Raw genomic sequence first — 20,458 nt, 5'->3', positions numbered from 1 at the left:
CCTGGTCGGAGGATGCCAACGGCAACCGGTTCGAGTACAAGTTCAGTGATCTGAAGATGCCGACCGAGGTCTGGGACATGAACCAGCCGGTCGACCCGAACAATCCTCCAGTCGACGAGCCGCGTGAAGGCGTTGACTACAAGGTTCGCTCCAAGACGCAGTACGACCCCGCGGGCCGCAAGGTGGCCGAGGTCGACGCGATGGGCCGCGTGGTGAGCCTTACCTACAACGCCGATGATTCGCTGAAGAGCCGGAAGCTGGTCGGGTTCCACGATCCCGACGGTTCGACGCGGGACGTCGTACTGGAGGACAACACCTACGACAACGCCGGAAACCGGATCAAGTCGGTCACCGACAACGGCAAGTCGACGACGACCTACACGATCGACAAGGTCGGACGGGTAACGACCGAGATCACCGACCCGACAGGGCTGAAGCGTAAGACGACGTCCACGCACGACCTCGCGGGCAACGTGACCCGCCAGGAGACGACGGGCGAATGGTCAAACGCGGACATCGCCGGTCCGACGGCAGTGACCGAGGCGACCTCCTTCGTCTTCGATGCGGCCGGACGTCGGGTGTCGCAGACGGTGGAGAACGCCAGCGGCAACCTGCTGACGTCTTGGACCTATGACCAGCGCGGGCTCGCCACCTCCACTACCTCGCCGCGCGGCAACGTGTCAGGCGCAGTCAAGGCTGACTTCACCAGCGTCTCCAGCTACGACGAACTCGGGCGTCTCGTGAAGACGGTCGCGCCGAAGGTCAAGGCCGAGTCCAACGGCGGTGCGCCGGCTGACGTGCAGCCGACTGCGACGATCGGGTACGGCGCGTTCGGGCAGGCGACCTCGTCGAAGGATGCCCTCGGCAACGTGGTGAAGTCCTCGTTCGACAAGCTGGGCCGCCAGGTCGAGGTGGCAGCACCGTCGTACACACCTCCGGGTGGATCGGCGCTGACTCCGAAGACTGCGTTCCGCTATGACCCGGTGGGCAATCTGCTGGAGCAGATCGACGAGCGTGGCAACGCGACCCGATTCACTTACGATCACCTGAACCGGCAGGTCCAGGTCGACGCGCCGGGCAAGACGAACGACGAGCGCGTGATCAGCAAGGCGACGTACACGCCGAACGGTGATGTCGAGTCGACGACCGATGCGCTCGGTGCGGTGACTCGATTGACGTACGACGATCTTGATCGGGTTGCCACGTCGACCGCGGTTGAGCGGAAGCCCACGGCGGCGAACTTCGTCACGCGGCTGACCTACGACGACATGGACAACGTGGTGAAGGCCCAGGCGCCTTCTGGAGCCTCCGCCACCAGCACGTACGACAGTCTCGGGCAGCTGATCCAGTCGACGGATCCGAACAACGTGGTCAGCCGCTTCGGCTACGACTACGCGGGTAGGCAGGTCCGGTCCTCGGATGCGCTGGGACGCAGCAGCGTCGCGGCGTACGACAAGGCGGGTCAGCTGATCACGTCGAAGACGCTGAACTCTTCGAACACCGCGCTCGGCACAACGAGCCTCGCCTACGATGCCGACGGGAACCTGAAGTCGTCGACACCGGCCTCCGGCAATCGGGCAACGACGTACACCTACGACGCACTTGGGCGGCTGATCGCTCAGGTCGACTCGGTGAACGCGACCGACTCGATCAACATCTCATACGGGTACGACGCAGCCGGCAACCGGACTCGCTACACCGATGGCCGCGGCAACTCGACCGTCTACACCCTCAACACGCTCGGGCTGCCCGAGAAGGTCATCGAGCCTTCGACCACGGCGCACCCGGCAGCCGCTGACCGCACCTGGACAGCGTCGTACGACGCAGCCGGCAACGCGGTCTCGCTGCTGTCGCCCGGTGGCGTCGTACGCAATCGGACCTTCGATGCAGCCGGTCGGTTGTCCAAGGAAGACGGCACCGGAGCCGAGGCCTCGACCGCGACCCGCGACCTGACCTACGACCTTGCAGGCCGCGTCGCCACCACGAGTTCTCTCGACGGCGTCAACACCTACACCTACAACGACCGCGGCATGCTCCTCCGAGCCGACGGCCCGTCAGGCACCTCAACCCACGGCTACAACCCCGATGGTCAGCTCACCCAGCGCATCGACGCAGCCGGTACGGCCGACTTCACCTACACCAACGGTCGCCCAGCCACCGCCACCGATCCAGTCACCCGGACACTGCAGACCCTCGGCTACAACGCCGCCGGCCAGCTGTCGACGATCGACTACGGCTCAGCGCGGATCCGCACCATCGGGTACGACCCATACGGCCGGATGAACTCCGACGTACTGAAGGCCGGTACGACATCGGTCTCGTCCATCACCTATGGCTACGACCCCGACAACAACGTCACCTCAAAGAAGACCACCGGTGTAGCCGGAGCAGGCGACAACACCTACGCCTACGACCAGCTAGGCCGCCTAACCACCTGGACCAAGGGCACCACTGCAACCCAATACGGCTGGGACAACGCCAGCAACCGCACGAAGGTCGGCACCAAACTAGCCACCTACGACGAACGCAACCGCCTCATCAACGACGGCACCTCGACGTACACATACTCCCCGCGCGGAGCCCTGCTCTCCAGGGTCAGCACCGAAGGCGGAACCACCACCACCGAAGCCTTCACCTTCGACGCCTTCGACCGCATGATTCGCACGGCAGACCGCGACTTCACCTACGACGCCCTGGACCGACCGGTCCAAGCAGGCACCGCCCGCATGCGCTACGCCGGCTTCTCCGACGAGGTAGTTTCCGACGGCACCCAGTTCTTCGGCCGCTCAGCCTCCGACGGCCTCTTGTCGATCGGCTACGAAACCACCAAGCGCCTGGTCCTCTCAGACCGCCACGGCGACGCCATAGCTGGCTTCGACCCCACTGACACCACCCTGTCCGCCGGCCTTCCTGACACCCGAACCTTCGACCCCTTTGGCAACTCGACCAGCGCCACCGGCCTCAAATACCGGATCGGCTACCAAGGCGACTGGACCGACCCCCGTTCCGGCGACGTAAACCAAGGCGCCCGCTGGTACAACCCCGAGTCCGGCACCTTCAACTCCCGGGACACCATGTCCTACGCCGCAGGTGTCGCCTCGGCCGTACCCAACCTCTACGCCTACGCCGGCGGCAACCCCCTCACCTTCAACGACCCTGACGGCCACGCGTTCAAAGACCCCGGGGGAGACAACAAGGACTGCACGCGGGACCTGGAGAATGGCTACCTTTCGCCAGTCGACGACGCAGTCATCTTCCCTTGCAATCCTCCAGAAGATACCAAGCCGAACTGCAAGAAGACCGGAACCTGCGACGGGAAATGCGACGGCAAGGGCAAGGGGGAGTCTAACTGCGGTCCCTGTAAAGGCAAGAACTGTGATGGCGGCGATGATGGCGGTTGCAAGAAGAACTGCGACCCGTGCAAAACTAAGCGCTGCGACCCCAAGCCCCCGCCGCCCCCCGCTTGTGATCCGCAATGCCAACTGAAGAAGAAGATCGAAAAAGAGCGCGAAAGAATCGAGGACGAGGGTAAGAACGACCCAAAGCCCCCACCGGGGAACCCGACCTGCACCAACGGCAACACATCCCTCTGCCCGATTAGCCCCACCCGGCCCGGCGGCATCGTCACCACCTGGGACGATCTGACCGACGAAACCGGCGACTACGCCGACAGCATCTACCAGCAAACCCTCAACCAAACCGGCTCCGTAATCGGCACCGTAGGAACCACCGGCTCCTACAACTGGTTCAACATGGGCATGCTCCCCACAGGCTTCAACCCCAAGGGAGACAACAGCGGCGTCGCCGGCTCCGGCTACGGCGGCGGCCCGACCGTTCAGGGGACAGCCATCGCTGGCCTCCTGGGAGGCATCCTCAAGGGCTCGTCGATCATCTTGCTGGCGATCGATGCCCAGAATTCCGCAGGATCCTCGGATGGATCTGCCTCGACAGGAAGCAACTCTGGCGCGGCGGCGCAACCGCCAGAGGAGGACGATCCAAAAGGTAAATCGCGATATGATTCTGACGGGAATCCGCTCGATAATTCCTCGATTTCCACGGATGATGCCCTTGACGCCGCAGAAAGGTGGCTAGGTCCCGGCTATAAGGAGCCAGTGCCGGGGAGTGGTCGATTCGTTTCCAAAGATGGCACGCGTGTTGCACGCCTAGGCGACAGTGATATCTTAGGGAAGCATGGCGGTGGGCCGCATATCAATCTCGAGCGGTTGGGTCCGAACCCACTCAAGCCCGGGAAGCTCAAAGTTCTCGAAAACCGTCACATATATCTCAAGTAGCTGCTTGCAAGATTCGAAATAGAGGTTGAATTGAATATCTCCCTGGATGTCCCAGAATATGACGCGGTTCGCGGCCTTCGGTTTGAGTGGGAAGATGGCTTCGAGGTAACGGTTGATGTCGACGGCTCCGAGGTTCATTTGTCCGCGAATCAGGCTGGCTTGATTTCGCTCGCTCGGCACCTGTTGACGCTTGCTCAGGCAGCGGTGCCCAGTGGCCACCACGTGCATTTGACTGCCGATCAAGAAATAAACTCAGATATCGATCTTATAATTGAAAAGAACGAGGATCTCGCATAATAAGATGATTTGTACTCAGGTAAGACGGCTCTCTACAAGGAGGCAGTCGCCCCAGCGAACATGCTCGCCACCTGGAAGTATGACAAGTCGGATCTGCTGGGGCAGTTGGCCGAGTCGGCCAGCTACACCGCCGGACAGGCCGGTCCGGCCTATCTGACGACGATCGATTCCCGCAACGTCCTGTACAACCCGACCAAGGTGACCCGGTGGATCCCGTCGGCCGAAGGCGTCGAGCTCAAGAATGGCTACTACACGAACTACGGCTACAAGCCGGACGCGAAGACGCCTGAGTTTGTTTCGTACTCCGATGGTGGTGGTCTGGGCGCTGACAACGTCTCGTTCGCCTATACCCCACTGGGGTTGCCGGATCGCATGTACAACGCGGCGGGCGCAACCTATGTCAACAATGCTGATTACAACCAGCTCGGTGATCAGACGCTGCTGGACCTCGGTTCGAAGCACGACATGCTGATCTCGAACATCTACGAGGACGGCACCGGCCGGCTGCTGCGCAGCATTGGCGGCAAGGAGCAGGTCTTCTCCGACCACGTCTACATCTACGACCCGAGCGGCAACGTCCTCAAGGATCACAACCTGGTCGACGGCGGCGACGCCTAGTGCTTCGACTACGACGGCCACCGCCGCGTCACCGAAGCATGGACCCCGGCCAACGCCGACTGCACCCAGGCCCCGAGTTCGCTCGGGCTCGGCGGACCAGCGCCGTACTGGCAGTCCTGGACCTACACGCCCACTGGCTTGCGCAAGACCCAGGTCGACCACTCAACCGCTGGTAATACCACCAGCACCTTCAACTACAACACTGACCAGCCACACACTCTGGCTGGCGTGACCCAGACCGGCCCAGGCGCCGGCGCGCCGAAGGCCTTCGACTACGACGCCCGCGGTAACACCACGGTCCGTCCCGATCAGACCCTGGACTGGAACGCCCAGGGCAAGCTGACCAAGCTCTCGAGCACCGAAGGCGACACCGACTACGTCTACGACGCCGACGGCAACCTCCTGGTCCGCCGCAACCCGACCGAGGTAACGGTCTTCCTAGGCGAGCTCGAGGTGACCCTCAACAAGGCCACCAGGAAGGTCCAAGGCAAGCGCCAGTACTCGTTCAACGGCCAAACCATCGCTGTCCGCTCCGACAACGGCACCCCCACCTCGGACCTGTCCTGGCTGGTCACCGACTACCACGGCACCTCCCAGGTAGCGGTCAACGCGGCAACCCTGACCCCAACCAAGCGCTACGCCAAACCCTTCGGCGACCCCCGAGGCGCCGAGCCAACCGCCTGGCCCGACGATAATGGCTTCCTCAACAAGCCGGAAGACAAGGTCACCGGCCTCACCACAGTCGGCGCTCGCGAATACGACCCAACCATCGGTCGCTTCATCAGCCTCGATCCCCTGCTGGACCCCAACGACCCCCAGCAAATGCTCGGCTACACCTACGCCAACGACAACCCCGTCTCCGGCTCCGACCCCACCGGCCTCATCAACTCCGATGACGGCGAGGGAGGCGGTGGCTACACCGACGACGACGTCGACACGGAGTATTGCAAGGGCTGCGTCAACGACAATCCCAACCCCAGAGGCCCCAACGGCGGCTACGGCGATGGCGGCGGCAACGACGACGGCGGCAGCAACCACCCAAAAAAGAAGAAAAAGCGCTGGTACGACCGAGTAGCCGACAACGTGGTCGACGTCGTTGACCACGCCCACGAATGGGCCAAAGAACACGCCTCCGAAATCGGCACAGGCATAGCTATCGGAGTCGCAATCGCTGGCGCGGCTGCGTTCTGCGTAGGAACCGCAGGCGTGGGTTGCGTCATCATCGCCGGCGCTGTCGCCGGCGCTGCGGGGGCCGGGCTCGGCTACGGCGCCGAAGTCGCTCTGGATGACAACCAGTCGTTCAGCACTGCCAATCTCGCGAAGGAAGTCGCCATTGGAGGTGCTACAGGTGCCGCAGGAGGGGCAGCCGGAAAGTTAGTGGGTGCGCTCGGAGCCAAGGTCCTGGGAAAGACCGCTGCCGCCTCCTGCTCATTCGCCGGCAGAACTACCGTTCTCATGGCGGACGGCAGCCACAAGCCGATCCAAGACGTCCGCGTCGGCGATGAAGTCATCGCCTCAGATCCCGAGACGGGTGAGCAGGCCGCCAAGGCTGTCGAGCACGTGTTCGTTCACGACGACACGGTCGTAGACCTCGAGGTCGACGGCGAAACCATCACCACCACCGAGGACCATCCCTTCTGGTCGGTCACAGATCGGCGCTTCGAACGCGCCGACCAACTTGGGTCGGGTGAGCAGGTCCTGGGGGCCGACGGCAGCCTCATGACGGTCTCCGGTCTGAGACCCGGAACGAAGCACGCAGCACTGGCCTACAACCTCAGCGTGCGAGAAATCCACACCTACCATGTCGGTGACCAGTCGGTCTTGGTGCACAATGTATGTGATGGAGCGCATCTGGCCCTGACCTACAAGCCAGGCTGGTCGGCTGCTCAGCGTGCAGCGGCCGACGCCAAGGTCGCTGCTCTCAACAACGCGAGACTTGTGGTTACCAAGGTCGAGCGTGCAGGCTCGGCCAGCCGTCGATATAAGGCTGCTGGCAACTCGGTGCCTGATAAACATGACGTGGATCATGTCATCGACCTGCAATTGGGTGGAGCGGACAATATTCTAAATATGAACCCCTTGCATTTATCTGTGAATAGAAGTTTGGGTAAACAAATTCAGCTCCAGCTCGCGAATAAGGGACTGAAAATAGGGGATCGGGTTTGCAGTATCTCAATATGTGATAGGTGAAACGCATGCTATTGGATAGATTCAGGAACGACTTTGATTTGACCGATGGTCAAGTTTCCGACGCTGCGGAATTCGTAGGTTTGACGCCGTTGCAAGAGGTGCGCGCGCGATTTGGCGGGTGCACCTTCCGCGATGGGCTGTATCGAATTCATGGTGAATCGTCGGCGGCGGTCGCGAAGGCGTGGGTTGATGACGCCTTTCCGGAGTTTAAAGGTCGCTTCGAGATCTTCGGATTCGATTGGCTCGGTCGGCAGTTTGCTGCCGACCGAGCGCGAGGCGAGGCCTCGGACCCTGAGGTGATGCTGATCGAGCCGGGTGCTGGGGAAGCATTGGAGATTCCGGTGCCCTTCTCGAAATTCCATGACGAAGAGCTCGTTGACTATTCGGATGAAGCTCTTGCTGTCAATTTCTATGCGCAGTGGCGATCGCAGTCTCCAGGCTCGCTTGGCTTTGATCAATGTGCTGGATACCAAGTGCCACTGTTCCTTGGTGGGAAAGATCAAGTTGAGAATCTGGAATTGTCAGACATTGAGGTCTATTGGGGCATCATGGGGCAATTGCGAGCGCAAGCCAGAGAAGTTGGTCTCGGGAACCCGATTGCTGGAATAGATCTGAGCTAGAGTCTTTGCGTGTCGATCCGCCCGCGGTCTGTGGCGAAGACCGGGACGATAATTAAACCTCTCGCCAGTTTGTCGAGGGGGTCGTTGCTCGGTCGACTTCTGCCTTAGGAAGGCGGGACGCCCGAATCAGTCGGTACCTCGCGGATTGAGACTCACAAGTCCTGGATGGGTTCGCAGGTTACCAAGCCTGGCGACCTGAAGGCGTGTTGAGCGAAACCTTGGTCCGCTCAACCGTGAGCCATGGGCAGGTAGCTAGGATGACTGAGGTAGTCGGTTGTTGTCGGTCGGCCCCGTGTTAGGCGACTCGGATCGCGAGAATATGGAGTGGAAGAAGGCCATCAATTCTCTTGATAAACGGGTTAGATCTGCGTGTGAAGGACTCGACGGTCCGCTGCGGGGTGAACGTCGTTCCTATGTCGACGGGCGGTTGGTGCCCAACGAGTTTGTCGGCTTCCGTACCGGAAGATTCAGTCGCAAGGATTCCCATCTAATGGTGCACGCGACGGTCCCGGTCGGACCCGTGGAAGACCGAGATGGTGTGCTGTGAACCATACTCGCAGGTACGGTGGAGGTTGCTGATGTATACGCAAGGCGTAAAAGATTGCCGATGCGCTTCCTGACTCCTCGCTGTTCTGGACCGCGCAACGTCAGACTGACGTGGCTGGCCCTGCCTACGGACTGCTTGTCGCGGACGTCAGGGCACTGAGTGGTTTATGCTGATAGGGCTCGGCCGGGCGGTGCTGCTACAAGGGAGGCGGCCGCGGATAACATTCTCGGACTCCACGCTGAAGAGAATGCACTATTGATCAGGATGTTCGAATGGTAGCTGTCGACGATGCTCTCTCCCGCTTCCTTCGGGATGCGGGAGAGAAGGCCCAGGTCTACTTCGCAGCCAGCTGTGTGGAGCGCGGCTCAGACGTATTCTTCCTGGCCGTAGCATCCGAACAAGATCGTGGCGCGGATGTTGAGACGTACCTGCGCCTCCTCGAAGACCTCTGGGTCGCAGCCGGCCTGTCCCCCGAGGAGCGGGCGTCGCACCAGGAGCGAATCGACGCCTTTTCAGAAATGCAAACGGAAGGCGACGACAAGCCGCCAGGAATCCTGGCGTTCGCGTTCGATGCAGTAGCAGCGATGTACGACGCCTACACTTACTTGGTTACCGGCGACTCGGACAACATCACGTACACCTCGAACCACAATCTCAACTCCGCTGGGTTTATCGACGATGCGGTCGCTGGAGAATCCAACCGCTACGAACAAGAGATAGCGACCCAGCTCCGCGACATGGAAACTCTCTCCGCGGATTTCGCTTCGGTTGACCTGGCCGTCCTCAGAGATCAGGCTCGGACCATAGGCAGGGGCCACATCGAGGCGCTCAGAACGGCCTTCCACTAGGTAGGGCGGCGCTTCATCACTCGCTCGCGCCGAAGAGCGGTGTCGCTGAGGAGTTCTACGAGAACTGCTCGGCGAACTTCAGGAGCCGTGCGTTCAGTTGGTCCGGGAACTCGCCGGACAACGCGTGGGTGGCTTCGGGCCAGATTTCGGTTTGGTTGTTGGGGATTAGGGATTGGGCTCGGTGGGCTGCTTTGTGGGGGTTGTGGGGGACTGTGCGGCCGCCTAGGAGGGCTAGGACGGGGACTTTGAGGCTGCGGAGGAGGTCGTCGCTGCCGTACTGGGGCATGGGGAGGGCCATGCGGTAGTTGCGCATGCCTTTGGTTAGGAGTTGGGCTATGGGGAGGGTCATGTCGGGGTTGCCGGAGACCCAGGCCAGGAAGCGGTCGCCGTGGCGTTGGGGGATGCCGGGGAGTAGGGAGAGGCCGGCTAGGAGGAACTTCGGGGAGAAGTGGGCCAGGACGTTGGCCGGCTCAATTAACGCGGCGGACGCGACGCGGTCGGGGGTGTGGAGGGCTTGGTTGAAGGTTAGCCAGCCGCCGCCGGAGACGCCGGCGAAGTGGGCCTGCTCGATTTCCAAAGAGTCGAGGACCTCGGTTAGCCAGGCGGCTTGGTCGGCTGAGGTTCGGATGGGGAGGGTTTGGATGCTTCGGCCGGGTTCGCCCAGGGAGTCGAGGGCGTAGACGGTGCGCTCGGCGGCCAGGGCCGGGATGTTTGGCTCCCACATGGCGGTGGTGGCGCCGCGGCCGTGCAACAACACGAACGGCGTTCCCTCGGCCGTGCCCCAGCGGTAGACGCGGACCTGGCCGTACGTGGTCGGTACGTCGCGGACCACCGGCGAACCGGGGATCGCTGCGATCGTCGCGTCGTACAACGCGAGGTATGAGGCCTGGGCTTGTGTGCTTGTGAAGTGTCCGACTCCGCTCATATGTTGAACGTACCTGTCAGGTTCGTGGTCTGGGGTTGGTCGTGGCACGATGAGATCGCCAAGCTGAGATCCAGTAGAGCCGACCGAGGAGCGCCGCACCCCATGGATGCCGTCACTGCAGTCCCGACCCCTGTGAACGAGCCGGTCAAGGGCTATGCGCCCGGATCAGCCGAGCGGGTGAGTCTGGAGGCGAAGCTGAAGGAGTTCAACGCCGCGGGCGCGATTGATCTGACGTGCACGATCGGTGGTGAGCAGCGGCTTGGTGGTGGGGCCTCGATCCAGGTGGTGCAGCCGCACAAGCATGCCCATGTTCTTGGAACTTTGGGCAACGCGACGGAAGCGGACGGGAAGGCAGCCGTGGACGCGGCGCTGGCGGCGGCGCCGAGCTGGCGCGCGCTGTCCTTCGATGACCGGGCGGCGATCTTCCTGAAGGCGGCCGATTTGCTGGCCGGGCCGTGGCGGGACACGCTGAACGCGGCGACCATGCTCGGTCAGTCGAAGACGGTTCAGCAGGCCGAGATCGACGCGGCCTGTGAGCTGATCGACTTCCTGCGGTTCAACGTCGCGTTCGCGCGCAACATCATCAACGACCAGCCGATCTCGAGCCCGGGGATCTGGAACCGGGTCGACTACCGCCCGCTCGAGGGGTTCGTCTACGCGATCACGCCGTTCAACTTCACCGCGATCGCCGGCAACTTGCCGACCGCGCCCGCGCTGATGGGTAACACCGTGGTCTGGAAGGCGTCGCCGACGCAGCAGTTCGCGGCGCACTGGACGATGCGGCTGTTCGAGGCCGCCGGGCTGCCGGCGGGTGTGATCAACCTGGTCACCGGTGACGGCATCGACGTCAGCAAGGCTGCGCTGACGCACCCGGATCTGGCGGGGATCCACTTCACCGGTTCGACGAAGACGTTCCAGTCGCTGTGGTCGACGGTCGGGACGAACATCGCGTCGTACAAGACTTATCCGCGGCTCGTCGGGGAGACCGGTGGCAAGGACTTCATCCTCGCGCACCCGTCGGCCGACCCGGCGGTGCTGAAGACCGCGATGGTTCGGGGCGCCTTCGAGTACCAGGGGCAGAAGTGCTCGGCCGCCAGCCGGTCGTACGTGCCGCGCTCGGTGTGGAACCTGATCAAGGACGACATCGTCGCCGAGACCGACTCGCTGACCCAGGGCGATGTCTCCGACCTGTCGAACTTCATCGGCGCCGTGATCGACGACCGCGCGTTCGCCAAGCACAAGGCGGCGCTGGACCGGGCCGCGGCGACCGACGCGATCCAGGTCGTTGCCGGCGGCACCTATGACGACTCCGAGGGGTACTTCGTCCGGCCGACGCTGCTGGTCTCCGACGACCCGACCGACGAGATCTTCACGACCGAGTACTTCGGTCCGATCCTCGGCGTGCACGTGTACGACGACGCCGACTACTCGTCGGTGCTCAAGGGCATGGAGCACTCGGCGCCGTACGGGCTGACTGGGGCGATCATCGCCCAGGACCGGCACGCGGTGGCCGAGGCGGCGGACTACCTGCGGTTCGCGGCCGGCAACTTCTACGTCAACGACAAGCCGACCGGCGCTGTCGTCGGCCAGCAGCCGTTCGGTGGCGCCCGCGCCTCCGGGACGAACGACAAGGCCGGCTCGATGTGGAACCTGATCCGCTGGGCCTCGCCGCGGTCGATGAAGGAGACCTTCACGCCGCCGACCGACTACCGCTACCCGCACCAGGGCTGAGCCTTAAGCAAGATCCCCCGGGACACCCTGGATTCGCTCAGGGATGTCCCGGGGATCTCCGAACAGCGGAATCAATCGAGGCTGCCGGAGCGTCTACCAGGTATGCATGAGACCGATCTGCACCTCGATCCCAACGAAGCATCTGACCTGTGCCGCGTCTTCGGCCCCGACGAGCTGGTACGGCGCGGCTGGGAGCGAGCGTTCGTGACGGTGCTCGACGAGGCGACCGCGGAGAACGCGATCGCCCTGCTGGCTCATGCCGCAGGCGCGCCGCTCGACGAGGGCTGGACGGCGGTCCGGGTGCCGGCCGACGCCGGAATCCACAACGGCCGCACCGAGGACGCCGAGGCCTGTGCGTCCCGCGACGGGTACGTCTACCTGGTCGGCTCGCAGTTCGGCAAGAAGCGCGGACCGCTCGCTGCCAAGCGCTCCTGGATCGCCCGCGTCAGCGAGGCCTCCATCGGTCGCACGCTGGATGACGGTACGCCGGCTGAGCTCGAGGTGGTGCGGATGCGCTTCGGTCTGCACCGGGCGATCAATGACGCGCTCGCGGGGATTGATCTGCTCCCGCTCGGCCCACTGGGACAGCAGGTGTACGTCGATGCCACTATCGCGACCGGGGAGTTGAAGGCGAAGCGCTGGAGTGGGACTGTCCGCGCGACGGATCACCCGGTCAACATCGAGGCCGCCGAGTTCAGTGCCGAGGGCAAATTGCTGCTCGGCCTGCGCTATCCGGTCACGGCGGACGGGCATCCGCTCGTGGTCGAGCTGGAGAATGTCGACGAACTGTTCGCCGACCCGGACGCCGTACCGCGTTGTGGTCGGGTCTGGGTGCTGAATGACGTCGGCACTCGGGAGGCCCCGGCCGGACTCCGCGCGCTCGACACCCGCGACGGGGTGGAGTTCGACGCGATCGTCGGTGACCTGGACGCCTCCGGCAAGTCCGCGACTGTCCTCGCCGACCACCCGGAAGGCGCGCTCGCCGACTCCGAGCACGTCCGCTTCGAGCTGACGACGGAGAGCGGCCCGGTCGGCACCAAGACGATGCACCACTTCGGCGGAATCCGCCGGATCGAGGGCATCGCCGTCGACCACGAAGGCCACGCCCACTACGTCATCGACGAAGAAGGCCACGTCGCCCTCCGCACGCTTGTCTTCGAATGACGTAACGTCCGAAAACACGCCGACCAGGCACTGCAGTCGTTCGGACGCTATCTGGTGAGGCCGCGGCGCACCGTGATGTAGAAGGTCGTCAGGTCGTCGATGAGGGCTTCGATCTGCTGCTGGTTCGTGAGGTCGGCGTCCAGCAGCCAGTCGGAGATCAGGTCGAACATGCCGCCGACCAGCCCGATCGCCACGCCGTGCCGAACCGTCCGCAACTCATCGGCCGGCGGGCCGTCGTACACGTCCCAGAGCTGTTCGAGGAAGCCGGCCGCCCAGCGGCGGTTGGCTCGCCGCTCGCGCTCGACGCTCTCCGAGATCCCCGACGCCATGCCGAAGGTGACTCGGGTGACCTGCGGATCATCGACGAGCGCGTGCACGAAAGTCGCGAGCAGCCGCGGTGCCTCCTGCCGCTCGTTCCCCGTGGCCTGCCGGGCGGCCTCCAGCATCTGTGCCTCGAGCCGGTCCGACGTCCGCCGCAGTACGGCGACGTAACACTCCTCGCGGCTCGTGAACAGCTCGTAGAAGCTCTTGGTGCCGATGTACGCCGTCGTACAGATCTGCTCGATCGACGTAGCGAGATAGCCGTTGGCCGCGAACAGTTTGAGCGCCGCGTCGAGCAGTTGCTCGCGTCGCTCCGCCCGTCGCTGCTCGGCGTCCAGTCCCCGAATGGTCCTACTCATGCGCTGGACGTTACCCCCGGTTCCGGTTCTGTAACCAGCAGAGCTGGTTTTGAACACGAGCTCTTGTCAATAACCCGAAGACGTGCTCAACTCTCGGTTACCCGCCGGTCACCGAACGATACGTCACGGGGAGCCCGCAATGTCCAATCGCCTCCGAAGAACCCTTGCCGCGCTGGTGGCAAGCGCCGTGGTGACAACCGCCCTGGTTACCACGACGCCCGCCACCGCTGCCCCGACAGTGACACCGACGTCCGGGTTCGACAACTGGTCCTGCAAGCCGTCGGCCGCGCATCCCAACCCGCTCGTGCTCCTGCACGGACTGGGCGGCAACGGCCCCGGCAACTACTCCTATCTCGGCCCGTACCTGGCTGGGAAGGGGTACTGCGCTTTCACACTGACCTACGGCCAGGCGAGCCCGCTGCTTCCGGTCGGCGGCACGATCCCGATCGCCGAGTCGGCCGCTCAGATCGAGGCCTTCGTCCAGCGCGTCCGCACGGCCACCGGCGCTGCCAAGGTGGACCTCGTCGGTCACTCCGAAGGGGCCTTCCAGAGCATCTACGGTCCCAAGATCCTGGGGTACGCCGGTCAGGTCGGGAAGGTCGTTGCCCTGGCGCCACCGACCCACGGGACCACGTTCGGCGGCCTGGTGACCGTCGCCGACTACCTCGGACTGCGTCCGGTCGTCGATCAGGTACTGCGGCAGTTCGGCTGCCCGGCGTGTGACGAGCTGATCGTCGGCGGTACGGCGGTGGAGCAGGTGACGGCCGGCCCGATCGCCCAGTCCGGCGTCAAGTACACGGTGATCGCCAGTCGTTTCGACCCGCTGGTCGTCCCGCACGAGACATCGTTCATCCGTGAAGCCGGTGTCACCAACCAGTTCGTCCAGGACACCTGCCCGCTCGACCCGGTCGGTCACGTCGGCCTGGCCTTCGACCCGACTGTCGCCCAGCTGGTGGCCAACGCGCTGGACCCAGCCCACGCCAAACGCGTCGTGTGCTTCTTCGGCCCGCCGGTCTAGGGGCTTAGGCGGAGTTCTGCAGTGGTGGGTCGACGAGCAGCGCGTACCCGCAGGCCACGCAGATCAGCTCGGTCGTTTCGTCGTGGTCGTGATCAACGGCGGCGACGCGTTCGAACGGCATCGTGCCTGCGCAGATCACGCAGTACTGGGCGGTGTCGGCGTACAGGAGCAGTTTCCGCATCCAGGCTCACCTCCAGGGAGCACTCACTCCACAGCGTGCCACCGCCGGGCCTGTTGACCCGGCAGCGACACACGAAGGTTCTACTTGGTCCAGTCCTGGCCGAGCTCGTGCTCCTTCACCAGACCCTTGCGGATGGCGTCGACGACGAAGGGCTCGATCTTCTTGCCGATCAGCGGTACGGCGACCTTGACGTCCAGCACGATGCCCTGGGTGGACTGAGCGCCGCCCGGGGTGATGCTCGCGGTGCCCTTCAGGGTGACCGGGGTGTTGGTGATCTCCCCGGCCACGTCGGCCATGCGGGACCCGTCGGCGGCCGCCGCGTGCCAGGTCTCGGTCTGGACGACGGTCAGCGTCCCGCCGACGAACTTGCGGGCGATGTCCGGTACGTCGTCCGACGCCATCTCCCGGGTCACCTTGACGATCGTGTCGGCGCCGGACTCGGTCACCTGCACGTCGTACGACAACGCGTTGGTCTTCTCGCAGGCCTGCTCACGGAACGTCTTGTCCGTGACGACTGCGAACACTTCCTCGGGCGTGGCGTCGTACGACGCGGACAGCTTCAGTTCCATGGCGCCATCTTTGCATTACGCATCGGTCACCAACCAGGGCCGTTGCCCGACATTGGAGCTCCTCATTTATGACGGACTCCATAGATATAAGAGCCTGGCAACCAACCTTGGGCTCAGATCGAAACCAATGGGCGCGCGTGTGTCGGGAGCGGGCCTGGGCCGGAGCCGATCAGGGCGCCGTCGACGAGTTCGGCGGCCGCGCAAAGGGCACCGAGTACGGCGCAATCGGCTCCGAGCGTGGACGCCTCGAGCCGGGGCATCCGCAGGCAGAGCAGTTCGAGTTCCGCGGCGAGCAGCGGCAGCAGCAGGTCGCCGTACGCCGCGAGTGAGCCGCCGAGGACAAGCACTTCGGGGTCGAGGATCGACACCACCGCGCCGGCGGTGTTGGCCAGCATCCGGATATATCGACGTACTGCGGCCAGCGCCTCGGGCGAGCCTTCGATCGCCGCGTTCAGGGTGTCGGCGACCGGATCCTTCGTCGCGCCCGAGGTGGGCGCTACCCCGCTCTGCTGGAGGTACTCCATCGCACCCTCCCACTTCAGCGCGGGAAAGCGGCTGAGGTCACCAGCAACGCCACCGAAGCCAGCGTGCGGACGACCATTGATCACCAAACCAAGCCCGGTCCGCCGCCCGGCCTGCAGGAGCACGAGGCTCTCCGGCCGACCCGGTCCAAGCTTCTGTTCGGCGAGGGAGGCCAGCCGGCTGTCGTTGTCGATGGCTATCAGTGCGTCCGGGAGGCTTCGGCGGAGGTGACCGGCCAGGTCCACACCTGTCCAGTCCGGGATGGCGGCCGACAGCAGCACGCGTCCGTCGCCGACCCGCCCGGTGCTTCCGGCGACCACACCCCAGATGTCCCCACGGTCGCGGCCGGTGTCGCGCAGGCAGTCGTTGATCGCCGCATCCAGGATCTTCAGCCGCTGTCGCGCCGGCACCTCTGGCGTCGTGAACCGACGGGATTGAGTCAGGCGATGACCAGTCAGATCAGAAATCGCGACCCGCAGATTGAAGGCCCCGATATCCGCCCCGATCAACACGCCCGCCCCAGCGCGGTACTCATACCGAACCGCCGGCCGCCCGCGACCCCGCACCACCGGCGCCGCCTCGCTCAGCCAACCGCTTGCGACCAGATCACGTGTCACCTCACCGACCGACGCCCGCGCCAGCCCGGTCTCCCGCACCACCTCGGTCAGTGTGTCCGCACCCGCGCGGACCGCGGCCAGGATCGCCAACTCGTTGATCCGCCGCAGCCCACCCAGATCCGTCCCGGCACTCATGCCGCCGAATTATGCCGGAGACCGGCTCAAATCGATCAGACCGGCGCGTTGAGCAGGTCCAGCGCCGACTGCTGCCGAGCCCCGTCCACCTTGTCGAGCGGGCCGTACCAGCGCAGTCCGTACTGATCCATCGGTGTCCGGTCCGCGGCGTACGCGCGATCCGCCTGGCGACGCAGGTACGTCGAGTAGGGGTGATCGGACAGTGTGGTGTTCAGATACGTCAGTGCCCGCGCGTAGATCCCTTTGAACGACGGCCCGTCGCCACCGCAGTCGCCACCCTCACACGGCTCCCGCAAGATGCCGTCGGAGGTGTGCAGTCCGGCAGCAGTCGTCGACGCGTTGGCGAGCTGCCGTGCCGTCGTCAGGTACGCCGAGTTGTTCGTTGCCTTCGACAACTCGACCAGTGCCGCGATCGGAACCCCCTGGTTGTAGGTCCAGGTGGTATCGCCGTTGTTCTTGCACGTGGACAGGCTGATCCCGTCGTTGACCAGGTTCGAACTGTTGATCATCCCGCTCTGCTGGAACCAGGTCCAGCCACTCTGCGCACGCTGCAGGTACGTCGTGTCCCCGGCGATCCGGTTGTGCAGAGCCGCGCTGAGCTGGATGTAGAGCGCGTTGGTGATCGCGTTCTTGTAGGTCTTGGCCTGACTCCACCAGACCCCGCCACCACAGACGTTGTCCCAGTGCGCCGCCATGTGGTCGGCGTCGGCCCGAGCCGTCTGCAGGTAGCGCGCTTCCCCAGTCAGGTCGTACGCCGCGATCCAGGTCAGACCCCACCAGCCGGTGTCGTCGATGTAGTCGTTGCGGAACTGTCCTTGGGCGGCGTTCAGGTTGAGGTCGTAGGTGCGGCCGATCGCGTACTTGTAGCTGTTCATGCCACTGACGCGGATGTTGTCGATGACCGCGTTCAACGCGTTGGCTGAGTTCCACCAGCCGGTGGTTCGCCACAGTCCGGTGGACCGGTTGTAGTCCTGCATCAGCGCGGTCGCTGCCGCCGTACGGCGATCCCAGGCGTTCCACGTCGTACGGGCCCAGGGGGAGCAGGTGATGTCGGGGCGGTCGCCGGCCTTGCCGCAGACGCGCAGCGCGCCGACGCCCTCGTTCGCCCAGTCGTCGACGTTGTACATCTGGGTCCGCCAGCCGGTCTGGCCGGCCGGGATCGTGGTGGCGCCGAGTTTGCTGCCATCGGCCCAGCTGCGGCCGCCGTCCATCGAGCGGTCCAGCCAGACCTCGTCACCGGGACTGCCGCCCTCGATCGATCCCCAACCCATCGCGTCGGCGTCGTCGAAGTGCAGCCGGAAGGTCCGGCCGAACAGGGTCGCCGACACCGGCGAGCGGTCCCCGGGGGACAGCGCCGGGTCGCGGGCGTCGCAGTACTTGTTGCAGATCGTGGCTTGCGGCGCCAAGGGGACCTCCGGGGTCGCGGGCGCGGGCGCTGGGGCACCGAGTGGAGTGATGAGCAAACTGAGGCTGGAAACGATTCCACCGAACATCACGAGACTCCCTGGGGCGGTAGGGGGTGGGCGGTGAACCGAAAGTAGGTGGCAGCTAACGCGACGTCAAGACATCAGCAGCAACGCGGCCAGCACGCAGGCGGTGAGCACCGCGGTGCCGGCCAGGGCGACCCGGCGGCCGCGCCGGCACCGCCGCTCGATCGCGGTGCGGTCGAGACCGATTGCGCACGGGTCGAAGTTCGGCGGGTCCGCGGGGGCGAAGACACTGCCCAGCCGCTCCAGCATCGGCCGGTTCGCCGCCTGCCGCGCCGCCTCCTGGACGACCCGGCGGCGGAGGAACTCACGGGGCTCCCGATCCGGCACCGGGAGCCCCGGAGGTACGGCGTACTGCACGACGCGGTGCGCGGCCGCGATCCGCCGGGAGCGGCTGATCGACGGCGGCAGAATCAGATAGGCCAGGCGGGCCAGCGACCGGTAGTCGTCCAGCAACAGCGCCTCGACCAACGGCTCTTCCCGCGTTGGCCCCTGGACGGGTCCGGGGATCAGCGGGGCTTCGACCGTGGCTGACATGCAACTCCTTGAATCGGCGTACCCCAGGTCCAACGAGCCAATGCCTGACCGGTCACGAACCGCCTGATATAGCCTCAGCCACATGGCAGACGAGGTAGTCGCGGGGCGCTGGGGCGGGGTCGAGGTCAACTTCGGTGAGGAAGGTGGCCGACTGACCTACGGCAGTTACCTACGGTTGCCGCAACTGCTCGACCAGCAACGGCTGGAGTCGAACCCGCCGGCCCACGACGAGCTGCTGTTCATCACGATCCACCAGGTCTACGAGCTCTGGTTCAAGCAGGTCCTGCACGAGCTGACAGCCTCCCGGGACGCGATGCTGAACGACGAGCTGTGGCTGGCCCAGCACCTCCTGCGCCGAGTGCACACGATCGAGCGCACCCTCACCCAGCAGGTCGACATCCTCGAGACCATGACCCCCCAGGACTTCGGCGAGTTCCGGCACCGGTTGTCGCCGGCCAGCGGGTTCCAGTCGGTCCAGTTCCGGGAGATCGAGTTCCTGTCCGCCGCGAAGGACCCCTCCTTCGTACGCCGGTTCCGCGGCCTGACCGAGGCCGAGACCGCCCGCCTCGAGCGCCGGCTCGACGAACCAAGCCTGTGGGACGCCTTCCTCGCCGTACTGGGTCATGCCGGTTTCGAGACCGACACGGACGACGCCATCAGCGACGCCCTCCGCAAGGTCGCCGGCGACCGCGCCCACTACGGCGCCGTCTGGGAGCTGGCCGAAGCCCTCCTCCAGCACGACGAACTAGCCGCCGCCTGGCGCGCCCGCCACGTAGTCATGGTCGAACGCATGATCGGCACCAAACCAGGCACCGGCGGCTCCTCCGGCGCCACCTACCTCCGCAGCCGCCTCGACCTTCGTTACTACCCGTTGCTGTGGGATCTCCGCTCTTCCCTCTAGCGTCTGGGCAATGAAGGTCTACTCGCAGGTTGGTCGGCAGCGGTTCTGGCAGGTTTTCGGCGACCTGTTGCTGGTCGGATGGGTCTATGTGTGCGTGCAGGTCGGCCTGCTGGTCTTCCGCATCACCAACGCCCTCGGGGCGCCGGGCCGCAAGACTGCCGAAGCTGGTGACGGCCTGGCCGAGGACCTCCGTCGGCTGTCCGAACCGATCGGCAAGGTGCCCGCGGTCGGCGACGAACTCCGCTCGCCCATCGACGGCGCCGCCGCGGCCGCCGCGCGCATGGCCCAGGCCGGCCGCGACCAGGCGCATGCCGTCGAACAACTCGCCTACGTGCTTGCCGCGGTCACGATCACCCTTCCCATCCTCTTCGCGCTCCTGATCTGGCTCCCGCGCCGCATTCGCTTCATCCGCCGCGCCACCGCCGCCCAGCGCTTCATCGACAACGCCGCCGACCTCGACCTGTTCGCCCTCCGCGCCATGGCCAATCAGCCCATGCACAAACTCGCCCGAATCTCAGACGACCCCGTCGCAGCTTGGCGCGAAGGCGACCCCACCGTCATCCGCCAGCTGGCCACCCT

At 64.7% G+C, this 20,458-nt stretch carries 18 protein-coding genes; 11 read left to right on the top strand and 7 right to left on the bottom strand.

Annotation, left to right across the window (positions count from 1 at the left end; translation table 11 throughout):
• The first annotated feature begins 56 nt into the window (after positions 1 to 56).
• From E1261_RS09975 to E1261_RS09945, 6 genes are all read left to right on the top strand, one after another.
• Positions 57 to 4,292 (top strand): RHS repeat-associated core domain-containing protein, encoded by a 4,236-nt coding sequence (locus tag E1261_RS09975; RefSeq protein WP_132405086.1) that lies wholly within the window; start codon positions 57 to 59, stop codon positions 4,290 to 4,292.
• Positions 4,293 to 4,322: 30 nt separating this feature from the next.
• Complete coding sequence (locus E1261_RS09970) at positions 4,323 to 4,589, top strand: Imm32 family immunity protein (protein ID WP_132405084.1); 267 nt, start codon at positions 4,323 to 4,325, stop codon at positions 4,587 to 4,589.
• A 9-nt stretch (positions 4,590 to 4,598) separates the two neighbouring features.
• Positions 4,599 to 5,207 carry a hypothetical protein gene (locus tag E1261_RS09965; RefSeq protein ID WP_132405082.1) on the top strand — a complete coding sequence of 203 codons (609 nt, stop codon included), beginning with the start codon at positions 4,599 to 4,601 and terminating at the stop codon, positions 5,205 to 5,207.
• A 138-nt stretch (positions 5,208 to 5,345) separates the two neighbouring features.
• Positions 5,346 to 7,397, top strand: a complete 2,052-nt coding sequence (locus E1261_RS09960) for a polymorphic toxin-type HINT domain-containing protein (protein ID WP_132405080.1) — start codon at positions 5,346 to 5,348, stop codon at positions 7,395 to 7,397.
• A 5-nt stretch (positions 7,398 to 7,402) separates the two neighbouring features.
• Positions 7,403 to 8,017: a T6SS immunity protein Tdi1 domain-containing protein gene (locus E1261_RS09955; RefSeq protein ID WP_132405119.1), complete on the top strand. Its 615-nt coding sequence runs from the start codon at positions 7,403 to 7,405 to the stop codon at positions 8,015 to 8,017.
• Positions 8,018 to 8,836: 819 nt separating this feature from the next.
• Positions 8,837 to 9,412 carry a hypothetical protein gene (locus E1261_RS09945; RefSeq protein WP_132405078.1) on the top strand — a complete coding sequence of 192 codons (576 nt, stop codon included), beginning with the start codon at positions 8,837 to 8,839 and terminating at the stop codon, positions 9,410 to 9,412.
• Between the two features lie 55 nt (positions 9,413 to 9,467).
• Here the strand turns inward: E1261_RS09945 and E1261_RS09940 are convergent, their stop codons facing one another.
• On the bottom strand, positions 9,468 to 10,337 hold the full coding sequence (locus E1261_RS09940) for an alpha/beta fold hydrolase (protein ID WP_132405076.1): 870 nt from the start codon (positions 10,335 to 10,337) through the stop codon (positions 9,468 to 9,470).
• 102 nt (positions 10,338 to 10,439) lie between these two features.
• Between E1261_RS09940 and pruA the strand changes: the two genes are divergently transcribed.
• On the top strand, positions 10,440 to 12,068 hold the full coding sequence (pruA, locus tag E1261_RS09935) for an L-glutamate gamma-semialdehyde dehydrogenase (RefSeq protein WP_132405074.1): 1,629 nt from the start codon (positions 10,440 to 10,442) through the stop codon (positions 12,066 to 12,068).
• Between the two features lie 102 nt (positions 12,069 to 12,170).
• A complete protein-coding gene (locus E1261_RS09930; protein WP_132405072.1) occupies positions 12,171 to 13,232 on the top strand; it encodes a hypothetical protein in 1,062 nt (353 codons plus the stop codon).
• Between the two features lie 47 nt (positions 13,233 to 13,279).
• Here E1261_RS09930 and E1261_RS09925 read toward each other — a convergent pair whose 3' ends face one another.
• Positions 13,280 to 13,912: a TetR/AcrR family transcriptional regulator gene (locus tag E1261_RS09925; RefSeq protein ID WP_132405070.1), complete on the bottom strand. Its 633-nt coding sequence runs from the start codon at positions 13,910 to 13,912 to the stop codon at positions 13,280 to 13,282.
• Positions 13,913 to 14,051: 139 nt separating this feature from the next.
• Between E1261_RS09925 and E1261_RS09920 the strand changes: the two genes are divergently transcribed.
• Positions 14,052 to 14,930 carry an esterase/lipase family protein gene (locus E1261_RS09920; protein WP_132405068.1) on the top strand — a complete coding sequence of 293 codons (879 nt, stop codon included), beginning with the start codon at positions 14,052 to 14,054 and terminating at the stop codon, positions 14,928 to 14,930.
• A 4-nt stretch (positions 14,931 to 14,934) separates the two neighbouring features.
• Here the strand turns inward: E1261_RS09920 and E1261_RS45200 are convergent, their stop codons facing one another.
• From E1261_RS45200 to E1261_RS09900, 5 genes are all read right to left on the bottom strand, one after another.
• On the bottom strand, positions 14,935 to 15,111 hold the full coding sequence (locus E1261_RS45200; RefSeq protein WP_165952439.1) for a hypothetical protein: 177 nt from the start codon (positions 15,109 to 15,111) through the stop codon (positions 14,935 to 14,937).
• 80 nt (positions 15,112 to 15,191) lie between these two features.
• The gene (locus E1261_RS09915) at positions 15,192 to 15,680 is read right to left on the bottom strand and encodes a DUF2505 domain-containing protein (RefSeq protein WP_132405066.1); all 489 of its coding nucleotides are present in this window, start codon (positions 15,678 to 15,680) and stop codon (positions 15,192 to 15,194) included.
• A gap of 113 nt (positions 15,681 to 15,793) precedes the next feature.
• Positions 15,794 to 16,954, bottom strand: coding sequence for an ROK family protein (locus E1261_RS09910; protein ID WP_132405064.1), 1,161 nt, complete (start codon positions 16,952 to 16,954; stop codon positions 15,794 to 15,796).
• A 35-nt stretch (positions 16,955 to 16,989) separates the two neighbouring features.
• Positions 16,990 to 18,447 carry a glycoside hydrolase family 76 protein gene (locus tag E1261_RS09905; protein WP_132405062.1) on the bottom strand — a complete coding sequence of 486 codons (1,458 nt, stop codon included), beginning with the start codon at positions 18,445 to 18,447 and terminating at the stop codon, positions 16,990 to 16,992.
• A gap of 66 nt (positions 18,448 to 18,513) precedes the next feature.
• The gene (locus E1261_RS09900; protein WP_132405060.1) at positions 18,514 to 18,978 is read right to left on the bottom strand and encodes a hypothetical protein; all 465 of its coding nucleotides are present in this window, start codon (positions 18,976 to 18,978) and stop codon (positions 18,514 to 18,516) included.
• An 82-nt stretch (positions 18,979 to 19,060) separates the two neighbouring features.
• Here E1261_RS09900 and E1261_RS09895 point away from each other — a divergent pair, with 82 nt between their 5' ends.
• Both E1261_RS09895 and E1261_RS09890 read left to right on the top strand, forming a co-directional pair.
• The gene (locus E1261_RS09895; RefSeq protein WP_132405058.1) at positions 19,061 to 19,879 is read left to right on the top strand and encodes a tryptophan 2,3-dioxygenase; all 819 of its coding nucleotides are present in this window, start codon (positions 19,061 to 19,063) and stop codon (positions 19,877 to 19,879) included.
• Between the two features lie 10 nt (positions 19,880 to 19,889).
• Positions 19,890 to 20,458 (top strand): hypothetical protein (locus tag E1261_RS09890; protein ID WP_132405056.1); only part of this gene is annotated, 569 nt, incomplete at its 3' end.

The organism is Kribbella albertanoniae, from assembly GCF_004348455.1.
GTDB classification, from domain to species: Bacteria; Actinomycetota; Actinomycetes; order Propionibacteriales; family Kribbellaceae; genus Kribbella; species Kribbella albertanoniae.
Note: the sequence above shows the minus strand (reverse complement) of the source record. Positions and strands in the feature narration are given on the sequence as shown.